Genomic DNA, 8728 nt, shown 5'->3' on the forward strand with positions numbered 1-8728 from the left:
CCGACACCGACGCCGGACCTGAGAAACGAAGGATAGACACATGAGCGACAATCCCGTCCTGCTTGCTGAAGAGCGTACCGAGTTCGGCAAGGGCTCTGCGCGCCGCGCCCGCCGCGCCGGCAAGGTGCCCACGGTCCTCTACGGCCACGGCGCCGAGCCCCGTCACCTGGATGTGCCCGGTCACGACCTGTTCCTCATCGTGCGCGGCAATAAGAACGCGCTCGTTGAGCTGAAGATCGAGGGTAAGACTCAGCTGGCCCTCGTCAAGGATGTTCAGGTTCACCCGGTGCGCCGCGACATCCTGCACGCCGACTTCCTGGCTGTCAAGGCCGGCGAGAAGGTCGACGTTGAGGTTCCCGTCGTCGTCGTCGGCGAACCCGTCCCGGGCACCGTGCACGCGGTCGAGGAGTTCACCATCCTCGTCAAGGCTCCCGCCACCGCCATCCCCGAGCACCTCGAGGTGTCCATCGAGGGTGTCGAGGCTGGTACCGCGCTGCACGTCGCCGACCTTCAGCTGCCCGTCGGCGTTGAGGTTGAGCTCGATCCTGAGACGGTCGTCGTGTCCGTCCAGGAAGCCGCTGAAGAGGCTGAGGAAGACGCCGAGGCCGTGGCCGAGTCCGCGGCTCCTGCCGAAGGCGACGCTGAGTGATGCTCGCGTAGCAGACGCTTTCGGCGAGGGGGCGAGGCCCCAGCCCCGCCCCCTCGCCGTATCTGCGATACTGGGTGCATGAGTGACCTTCACGTAATCATCCCCGCCGGCGGCGCCGGCACTCGCCTGTGGCCACTGTCGCGCCGCCGCCGCCCCAAGTTTCTCCTTGATCTGGCTGGCTCGGGCCGCACCCTCCTGCAAGGAACGGTGGACCGCCTGGAGCAGTCGGCCTCGACCGTGACGATCGTGACCGGTGCTGCTCATCGCGAGGGTGTCCTCGCCCAGTTGCCCGAGTTCGCTTCCTCCGATGAGCGCACGCTCCTCATCGAACCCTCCGGGCGTGACTCCATGGCCGCGATTGGCCTGGCGGCCTACGTTGTGCGCGAGCGCTTCGGAGATGACGCGATCGTCGGTTCCTTTGCAGCCGATCACCTGATCGCTTGCCCTGAACTGCTGCGCGACGCTATCGCGACTGCGATCGACGCTGCCAGGCACGGCTACGTCGTGACGATCGGTCTTGCCCCCACCGAGGCCTCGACCGCGTACGGGTACATCGCGCCCGGGCCCGTGCTGGATGGTGACCAACCCGGGTCCTCCTCAATTCCCGCTCGCGCCCGCCGGGTCGCCGAGTTCGTTGAGAAGCCAGACGCCCAGACGGCGGCGCGCTACGTGTCGCAGGGTTACCTGTGGAACGCCGGAATGTTCATCATGTCCGCGGGGGTCCTGGCCTCGCACCTGGCCCGCCTGCTGCCGGATATGCACGAGCGCTTGGAGACGATCGCGCACGCGTGGGGCACCGATTCCTTCGAGCGAACCCTCGAGGAAAACTGGCCGCACCTGACCAAGATCGCCATCGACCACGCCATCGCCGAGCCCGTCGCCGCCGACGGGGGAGTGGCCGTCGTCCCCGCGCACCCGCAGATCGGGTGGACGGACCTGGGTGACTTCGAGGCGCTCACGGGCATTGCGGCGTCCACGGGTGGCCTTGGTGAGGCGATCCGCGTGGAATCCGACGGCTCTGCCGTCTACGGCGCTGAGAACGGTCCCCTTGTCGCCCTCGTCGGCGTGCCCGACGTCGCTGTCGCCCTGACCGCCGACGCCGTCCTCGTCACGCGACTCGACCGCGCCCAATCCGTCAAGGCCGTCGTCGACACGCTGGCCAAGCGCGGACGCTCCGACCTGCTGTGACACGCAGTTAACGGCGGTGCAGGATCCACGGAAGGGAGAGGCCGCACCGCCGACTTCTTGCCGTTCGCGGGTGAGCTGCGCCGCCCCGCCCGACCTGACCAGGTGTCAGGCTGGTACCGTGAAGGGCAGAACGACGCCCCGACGAAAGGCATCAGACGTGAATAAGCGGACCATTGTCGCCCTCGCAGCCACGGCCACCGCGGCCGCCATGGTCGTGAGCGCATGCTCGGATACGCCCTCCGCCACCCCTGCCACGAGCGCCAAGGTCTGCGCCGCCACTTCAGCTGCACACGCGGACACCGATCCCGTCGCGAAAGCCCTAGCGGGTGCCGCCGACAACGCCTCTATAGCCTACGAGTCAGCATCCGGAGACGGGGCCCCGGCCTCGCTCGTGGCGTCTGGATGCACGTTGATTGTCGGCACTGACTCGACCATGGCCTCGGCCATCTCCGAGGCGGCGCGTGCCAACTCCTCGGTGCGCTTCGCGCTCGTCGGCGCCTCCTTCACGGACGCCAAGGGGGCGCCCACGTCTCTGAACAACGGCTCCATCGTCGACGTTGACGCCTCCCAGGCCGCCTACTTGGCTGGGTACGCGTCGGCGGGCATGACGACGACGGGTCTGCTCGCCGTCATCGGTGGCTCTTCCGACAACGTGACGAATTCCCAAATGGATGCCTTCGCGCAGGGGGTCGACGCTTACAATCTCGCCAGTGGCACGTCGATCAGCGTGCTCGGCTGGAGTAATGGCGCCGGTTCAGGTACCTATGCGGAGAACGCCGACCAGGTGCAGGCCGCAGCAGCTGACTTTATCGCGAAGGGCGCGGACATCATCGTTCCGCTCGCCGGTGAAAACAATGTCGGTGCCGCTCGTGCCGTCACCGAGGCCGCCAACCCGATGGTTCGCCTCGTGTGGTCCGGCCTGACGAAAGCCGACCTGAAGGGCCTGACACGCGACGAAGCCGAGTCCACCGAGGACGTGATGTCCGGGCAGTCTGGCGAGCAGTCAGGTGTGCCGGTCGTGCAGCAGGCTGAAACGCAGTCTTTCTCGGATGCGTTCAGCTACGTTCAGATCGCTGATGACGTGCGCGCCGCGATTGGCGCGCCGGTCCTGACCGGTATTGTCGTCGACTATTCGCAGGCCATGGACACGCTCATCACGCAGGCCACTCAGGGGGCGGCGGCTTCAACCGTGCCGGTTTCGCTCGCGTCTGGCGGGGTCATCCTCACCGGCTTCGGCGCATACACGCCGATGCTCTCCTCCGAACTGAAGCTCGGCCTGTCCGACATGGCCGGGCAGATCGAGACCGGCGGCATGGTCATCTCTACGCCCTTCGACGTGTGATCGTTGTCGGCAACGTCTGTCGTGCCCCGGGATGCGCCGTTCGTGAATGTGAACTGCGCCCCGGGGCACGGTCGTTTCCGGTGCTCTCTTAGCGGCGGTGTCGCCTAGATAGCCAAGTCGAGCGGTAGATCGGCGATGTCGCGCAGTCGCTGGCCGTTGATGAGATTGTCGAGTGTCTTCATTGCCTCAGCGTTGCGTGAAGCGCGGGTGGCTTCGACCAATTCGGACAGTGCGAAGTGGTACATGGTGTCAATGTCACCTGTTCCGAGGGCGAGGGATGCGAGTCGGGAAGGCATAGGCTCGCCGGTCACGACCACGATGTGCGGGGTGCGGCCCTTTCGATTCCTAATGAGATTGAGTGCCTCGGATCGCGCATTTTGAGCACGATCTGATCGCAGCGTCCATTTGCATGAGATGACGGCGTGAACGATGGGGGCTTGCGAGTGTCGAGACACCAACGGAGAATAAGAAGCAGCCCCATCAATAATGATTCCCGACTCCGTCAGCACCTGCGGGGGCACTGGTTTTCGCAGCACTAGGACATCGGGAGAGATGTCGTAGGAGTTTCCCAGGACGGTTGCCAAAGCTGGGTTCTGCTCGATCGCTTCTGTCAGTTCTCGGAGGTGACGATAGGGCTCGAACTGTGCCAAGAATTGTCCTTGCCGCGAACTACCGACGTTGAGGATCTCCCAGTGACCGGGACGCAGCATCGATAGCGCCGGGAAAGTTGCACTGACGAAGGCCGAGACAGCGGCTTCGAAGTTTCTCCCTGCACTCTGCCCGTCCAGTTTACGCACTCCCTCTGCCGCGCCGAGCTTCCGGGCGACGCGCAGAGCAACTTCGCAAGAGAGGCGCTGGGACTTGTCAGCGTTGCTGGCTACTCCATCCGAGTTAATTGACAGGGTATGCGAGTCTGTCAGCTGGCGATGGAAGATGTGTCGCTCTTCGAGCAGATTAATACTCATGCGACGGCCTCGCTCTCGCGGCTGTCCATCCGCAGCGTGGAAGCAATTTGTGCGCCGACCGCACGTGCGACCGGCGGGGGAAAAGCGTTGCCAACCTGGCGATATGCGTTTGTTTTTGCCCCCGTGATCACCCAATCGTCAGGGAAACCCTGGATGCGGGCGGCCATGCGGACTGTCAGACGCGGGTCGCCCTCGAAATCGGGGTCTGGAGGCGCAGGCGCGATTGTTGAACCGTTGACGCCTAGTTCCGCCCAAGCTCGCCTGGCCCGGGTGGGACCTAAGTCGGGTCCACCGTGCTTCTTAGAGCCGCCCACGAGCGTCGGCGCTATGCGGTCTGCGCGCCTCGCCCAATCCTTGGCACCTTGCCACCCGTGTGCCACCATGAGGTCCTCCAAAGCCTGTCCGACCGTGGGTGCGGCCTCGGACAGGGGCTGGGGGTATTCAAAGGGAGCCTCGATGTCGTCGCGGAAACCGACCGCAATCACACGTGGACGTAGTTGAGGAACGCCAAAGTCGGAGGCCTGGAGAAGCCGCCACTGGAGGGAGTAACCGATCTCGCGCAAATGATCCTCTACCCCAGCGCGGTACTGCGCGAACTTCGGATCCAGCAAACCACGCACGTTTTCGATCATGATGGCGCGAGGTTGAACCACGCGCACGAGTTCAATCATGGCGGGAAAAAGATCACGCTCGTCGTCGGGACCCAGTTGCTTACCCGCGTAGGAAAAAGGCGGGCAGGGCACGCCGCCGGCCACCAAGTCAACGCCAGCGAACTCGTGAGCATGCTCCTTGATCCAGGGGACGACGTCGCCCTCGATAACGTTCCATTCCGGACGGTTCTTGCGCAGCGTGTTGCAGGCATGGTGATCGATTTCGACGACAGCACGGTGATCGAAGCCAGCCTGCTCCAGCCCAAGCGCCTGGCCGCCTGCGCCCGCGCAGATCTCGATCGATGTGAGGGCCATGTTCCACCTTCCGCCGCTCTCTCTACCGGACGATTGTAGGGGAGCGGTGGGCGCGGAGGGCCGATCAAAGCGCGAAACTGCGGCCAAGGGTGGGGTGTTCTCACTCATACGCGCAGACTACGGGCGGGCATGCACATCTGCGTCCCGGCGTGCGTCTGCGCGTGAGTATCGCGCCACGGACAACACGCGGATAGCTGTCCCGAGACCTCAACGGGCGGCCAACGCAGCCAGGGCCGCTCCCGCGCTGATCGCGTCCGCGTCCATCACGAAGGCGGGATCGACGCAGTACATGCCCACGCCTAAAGGAATCGCTGGGTTCGTCGAGGTGGCATCGGCCAACGCGGCGCGCACCTGCTCCTCGGGCAGTGAGGCGGCAAGCGTGCGCCCGTCGGAGGCCACACGCAGGGTGAGGCCCGCCCCGGCCTCGACGACCGGCACGCCCACGCGCTCCAGGACTAAGGCCAAGAGCCCCGACGCCTCGTCCACGCGCACTCCGGCGGGAACGGTCGATCCCTGCGCCAGCGAAGTGATCCGCGAGGCCACGCGGTCCACGTAGGCGCCGATCATGCCGTCGCCCACCCACTCCCACCCGCCCTCGGCGCGAGGGATGGTGGCCACGTCGGCGAAGGCCGCCACGGCCTCGTCGATGCGGGCGAGAACCGTCTCGCTGGCCGGCGCCCCCTCGCGCGAACGATCGACGGCCCGGCCACCCAGGTAGATGATCGCCTCGCCGTCGGCTCTCACGTACACGGCGCCGTCGGCCATCACCATGCGCACTGAAAAGGCGGTGACCGGGGCGGGCAGAGCGCGCGGCATGAGCAGCGCATGGCCTCCGCTGCCCTCGACGATCGAGGCGCCCTCGCGCGCCAGTTCCGCGCCGTCCTCGGACTCATAGCCGATGATGAGGCGGAAACGACCGCCCGTGGAAGCGGAGAGGAAAGAAGCGACACCAGCGAACAGTGACGGGTCAGCACAGCGTGTCATGTGCTGAGGGTAACACCGCACGTCCGGTGGCGGAAACCCGAGCGAATCAACGAGGCCGTGGCCCCGCTCGGGAGCGAGCGGCAGAACACAGACGGGGGAGGGCGCCGCTATCCTGGAGGCAGCGATAAAGGAGGACACATGCAGCTGACGGATCTCACGGATGCGCTCTCGCTGACACGGCAAATGATCGACATCCCCTCGGTGTCGGGGCAGGAAGGCCCGCTGGCGGACGCCGTCGAGGCCGCGCTGCGCTCCGCCGGATTCGGATCCGTGCCCGCCCTGGAAATCCTGCGCGACGGCGACGCCGTGTGCGCGCGCACCCGCCTGGGCCTGCCCCAGCGCGTCGTCCTCGCGGGACACTTGGACACCGTCCCCATCGCCGACAACGTGCCCGGGCGCGCCGAGATCCGTGACGGCGTCGAGGTCGTGTGGGGGCGCGGCTCGGTCGACATGCTCGGCGGATGCGCGGCGGCCCTTGCCCTCGCCTGCGAGGCCGGCCCGCTGATCGCGGCAGGCGCGCACGCGGCGCTCACGGCAGACGTCACGTGGATCTTCTACGACCATGAGGAGGTCGCCTCCCACCTCAACGGCCTGGGGCGACTTCAGCGCAACCACCCGCACTGGCTGGCAGGCGACCTCGCCCTCCTGGGTGAACCCACCGCCGCCCACGTCGAGGGCGGCTGCAACGGCACGCTGCGCGTCATCGCGCGCTTCCCCGGGAGGGCAGCGCATTCCGCGCGCGCCTGGATGGGTTCCAACGCGATCCACGCCATGGCTCCCGTCATCGAGCGCATCGCCGACTACGGTAACCCCGTCGAGCTGGTGGACGGACTCGAATTCCGCGAATCCCTCTCGGTCGTACGCGTTGAGGGTGGCATCGCGAACAATGTGATCCCCGAGGCCGCGTCCATGACCGTTAACTATCGCTTCGCGCCCTCCAAGCGCGCCGACGACGCCCTGGAGTGGGTGCGCTCCCTCTTCGAGGGCACGGACGCGACCATCGAGGTGGACGATCTGTGTGAGGGCGCCAGGCCCGGCGCGGACTCGCCGGTCGCCGAGCGCTTCCTTGCTGTCGCTAGGCGCGTCGCCGCCGAGGCCGGAGCCGAGCTAGGCCTTGCAGCCAAGGTCGGGTGGACGGACGTCGCACGTTTTACGCAGGTGGGTGTGCCCGCCATGAATTTCGGTCCAGGAGACCCGCTCCTGGCCCACACGCGCGACGAACATGCGCCCGTGTCAGATATTGTCCGGGTGCATCGCACACTCCGCGCTTTCTTGCTCGCGCAGTAGCCTCCACACGCCCATGGACTGCCCCGTGGCCTGAGTCCGCCCCACCCACGTCGACCGAAAGGATAGACCATGAGTACACCCGACAATACCTATCGCCGTGGCTCGCTCGTGCTACGTGGAGACCAGATTCCACACCTGACAGCTGACGCATCGCTGCTCCAGACGGAGCAGAGCGCGGACTGGAAGCACACCGATCCTTGGCGTGTTCTGCGCATTCAATCCGAGTTCGTCGAAGGTTTCGAAGCCCTAGCCAAGGTCGGACCCGCCATTTCCGTCTTCGGATCGGCTCGTACTCGCCCCGACGAACCTCTCTATCGGGCTGCGCAGCGTATCGGCCAGCTGTTGGCCGAGCGTGGCTATGCGGTCATCACTGGTGGGGGGCCGGGCATGATGGAGGCCGCGAACCGTGGCGCGTGGGAGGCCGGCGGTACGTCCGTGGGCCTGGGCATCGAGCTGCCACGCGAACAGGGCATGAACCAGTGGATCAACCGCGGCGTCAACTTCCGCTATTTCTTCGCCCGCAAGACCATGTTCGTCAAGTATTCGCAGGGCTTCATCGTGATGCCGGGGGGCTTTGGCACAATGGACGAGCTCTTCGAATCTGCGACCCTGGTCCAGACGGGGAAGATTCGGTCATTCCCGCTGGTGCTCGTCGGTACGCAGTACTGGTCCGGCCTTGTGGAGTGGATTCGTTCGGCCATGGTGGAGGCTGGCATGATTTCCCCAGGTGACGTGGAGCTGCTGCATGTCGTGGATGACCCTGAGGAGGCGGTGAGCCTAGCAACGGGTGAGTAGTGTAACGCGCTCATTGTGAGGGGTTCTGATGCGCTGACAAGGTCGTGTTTACTGGGCACGTCCATGGGTTAGCTTGTTTTTATTCCTGAGAGTGCATCACCTGTCAAGGACAACGCGCAGTTATCCGGTAAGATTGATGGGGTGCCCCGCCGTGGGCGGCGTGGGCAGTAGTTTCGGAAGGAGTCCTCAACATGGCAGCGATGAAACCTCGCACGGGGGATGGCCCACTCGAAGTAACCGCGGAAGGTCGCGGCATCGTCGTGCGGATCCCCACTGAAGGGGGCGGTCGCCTCGTGATTGAGATGAGCACCCAGGAGGCGGGCGAACTCGCCGACGCGCTCACTCAGGCAATCTGATTGAACTCATTGCACAAGCGGAGGGACAGGTTCTTCCTGTCCCTCCGCTTGTGCGTCAGCGTGGGCCGCTGGTGTGCTTGTGATGCCCTGTCGGCTGCTCTAACTCAGTGTCGGGATTAAAGGACATAACGTGTTGGTTATGTGGCTCTTCGCATTTAAGGGTGTAGGAGGTGTTGGAATCCGCCGGAGTGGAGGAG

The 8728-nt window shown here is 65.4% G+C and carries 9 protein-coding genes; 6 read left to right on the forward strand and 3 right to left on the reverse strand.

Translation table 11 applies throughout. The features are described 5' to 3' along the window. Nucleotides 1–40: 40 nt before the first annotated feature. The 3 genes from RYL44_RS04890 (at nucleotide 41) to RYL44_RS04900 (ending at nucleotide 3179) form a co-directional block, all read left to right on the forward strand. Nucleotides 41–649: a 50S ribosomal protein L25/general stress protein Ctc gene (locus RYL44_RS04890; protein ID WP_314975257.1), complete on the forward strand. Its 609-nt coding sequence runs from the start codon at nucleotides 41–43 to the stop codon at nucleotides 647–649. Between the two features lie 78 nt (nucleotides 650–727). After that, a complete protein-coding gene (locus RYL44_RS04895) occupies nucleotides 728–1837 on the forward strand; it encodes a mannose-1-phosphate guanylyltransferase (protein ID WP_314975258.1) in 1110 nt (369 codons plus the stop codon). 157 nt (nucleotides 1838–1994) lie between these two features. Next, nucleotides 1995–3179: a BMP family ABC transporter substrate-binding protein gene (locus tag RYL44_RS04900; RefSeq protein WP_314768537.1), complete on the forward strand. Its 1185-nt coding sequence runs from the start codon at nucleotides 1995–1997 to the stop codon at nucleotides 3177–3179. Between the two features lie 104 nt (nucleotides 3180–3283). On the opposite strand, the gene RYL44_RS04905 is transcribed toward RYL44_RS04900, so the two are convergent. From RYL44_RS04905 to RYL44_RS04915, 3 genes are all read right to left on the reverse strand, one after another. Beyond that, nucleotides 3284–4144 carry an NgoMIV family type II restriction endonuclease gene (locus tag RYL44_RS04905; RefSeq protein WP_073982803.1) on the reverse strand — a complete coding sequence of 287 codons (861 nt, stop codon included), beginning with the start codon at nucleotides 4142–4144 and terminating at the stop codon, nucleotides 3284–3286. Continuing rightward, on the reverse strand, nucleotides 4141–5109 hold the full coding sequence (locus tag RYL44_RS04910) for a DNA cytosine methyltransferase (protein ID WP_073982802.1): 969 nt from the start codon (nucleotides 5107–5109) through the stop codon (nucleotides 4141–4143). The genes RYL44_RS04905 and RYL44_RS04910 overlap by 4 nt, the downstream gene beginning before the upstream one ends. A 207-nt stretch (nucleotides 5110–5316) precedes the next feature. Next, nucleotides 5317–6093 (reverse strand): phosphomannomutase, encoded by a 777-nt coding sequence (locus tag RYL44_RS04915; RefSeq protein ID WP_314975259.1) that lies wholly within the window; start codon nucleotides 6091–6093, stop codon nucleotides 5317–5319. A 138-nt stretch (nucleotides 6094–6231) separates the two neighbouring features. Here RYL44_RS04915 and dapE point away from each other — a divergent pair, with 138 nt between their 5' ends. The 3 genes from dapE to RYL44_RS04930 all read left to right on the forward strand — a co-directional run bounded on the left by dapE (nucleotide 6232) and on the right by RYL44_RS04930 (nucleotide 8531). After that, the gene (gene dapE / locus RYL44_RS04920; RefSeq protein ID WP_314975260.1) at nucleotides 6232–7380 is read left to right on the forward strand and encodes a succinyl-diaminopimelate desuccinylase; all 1149 of its coding nucleotides are present in this window, start codon (nucleotides 6232–6234) and stop codon (nucleotides 7378–7380) included. A gap of 69 nt (nucleotides 7381–7449) precedes the next feature. Continuing rightward, nucleotides 7450–8175: an LOG family protein gene (locus RYL44_RS04925; protein ID WP_073982801.1), complete on the forward strand. Its 726-nt coding sequence runs from the start codon at nucleotides 7450–7452 to the stop codon at nucleotides 8173–8175. A 191-nt stretch (nucleotides 8176–8366) separates the two neighbouring features. After that, complete coding sequence (locus RYL44_RS04930) at nucleotides 8367–8531, forward strand: DUF3117 domain-containing protein (RefSeq protein WP_073982798.1); 165 nt, start codon at nucleotides 8367–8369, stop codon at nucleotides 8529–8531. Nucleotides 8532–8728: the final 197 nt, after the last annotated feature.

The organism is Actinomyces bouchesdurhonensis, from assembly GCF_963540955.1.
GTDB classification, from domain to species: Bacteria; Actinomycetota; Actinomycetes; order Actinomycetales; family Actinomycetaceae; genus Pauljensenia; species Pauljensenia bouchesdurhonensis.